The organism is Streptomyces boncukensis (genome assembly GCF_011045075.1).
Classification (GTDB): domain Bacteria; phylum Actinomycetota; class Actinomycetes; order Streptomycetales; family Streptomycetaceae; genus Streptomyces; species Streptomyces boncukensis.
In genome coordinates this window covers 1-753 of the sequence record NZ_JAAKZZ010001068.1, presented here as the reverse complement: position 1 = coordinate 753, position 753 = coordinate 1, and the positions used below count along the sequence as shown (strand labels likewise).

Here is a 753-nt window from a genome sequence, read left to right as displayed (position 1 = left end):
GGGGCGTGGTCATGCGGGGGTCGCTCCTGTGGTGGCCTGGAACTGCTCGCGGGTGCAGAAGCTGAGCAGCGCTTCCTTCTCCGGCTTGGTGAGGGTGGTCTCGGCGCGGAAGCCGACGGCGTCGTTGAGGGCGTGTACGGCGGTGTTCCGTACGTCGGGTTCGACGACGACGCGCCGGACGGCGGGGTCGGTGAACAGCATCTGCAGCACCGTGGTGAGCACCGCGAGGGAGAAGCCGCGCAGCGGGGTGCCGGTCGGGGCGCAGAGGAAGTGCATGCCCACGTCGCCTGGCTGGTGCGGGTAGAGCCCGGCCAGCTCGATGTGCACGGGGTCGTAGCGCTCCATCAGGAAGGCCGGGCGTCCCTCGTGCAGGCCCATGAACTCCCGCTCGACGTCGCACAGCGTGGCGCCCTGCAGCAGATAGCGGGGGTGGTGGAAGTAGACGGCGTCGCGGAGGTGGACGCGCTCCAGCTCGTCGAGGGCTGCGGCGGGATGGGCGAGCGGCCGCTCCAGGTCGACGGCCTGGACGGCGGGGGCCAGTTCGGCGGGCGTGACGCCGGTGAACGGCCGGTCGGTGCGGGCGAGCCGGTCGGCCACGCGCTGGACGCCGTCGGTGAGCGTGTACCGGTAGCGCTCCGCTGTCCTGTCGTTGAGCAGGTGTGACCTGCTGCTCATGGGGGGTGTCCTCCCTGACGCGGGCAAGGTTAGGTAAGGCTACCCTAACTAGAAGTGGAGTCAGGGGGAGCGAGAGGG

General features: G+C 70.5%; 1 protein-coding gene. It reads right to left on the bottom strand.

The genetic code is table 11. From position 1 onward, the window contains the following. Positions 1 to 9: 9 nt before the first annotated feature. The gene (locus tag G5C65_RS37965; RefSeq protein WP_165303633.1) at positions 10 to 675 is read right to left on the bottom strand and encodes a GNAT family N-acetyltransferase; all 666 of its coding nucleotides are present in this window, start codon (positions 673 to 675) and stop codon (positions 10 to 12) included. Between the last annotated feature and the right edge of the window lie 78 nt (positions 676 to 753).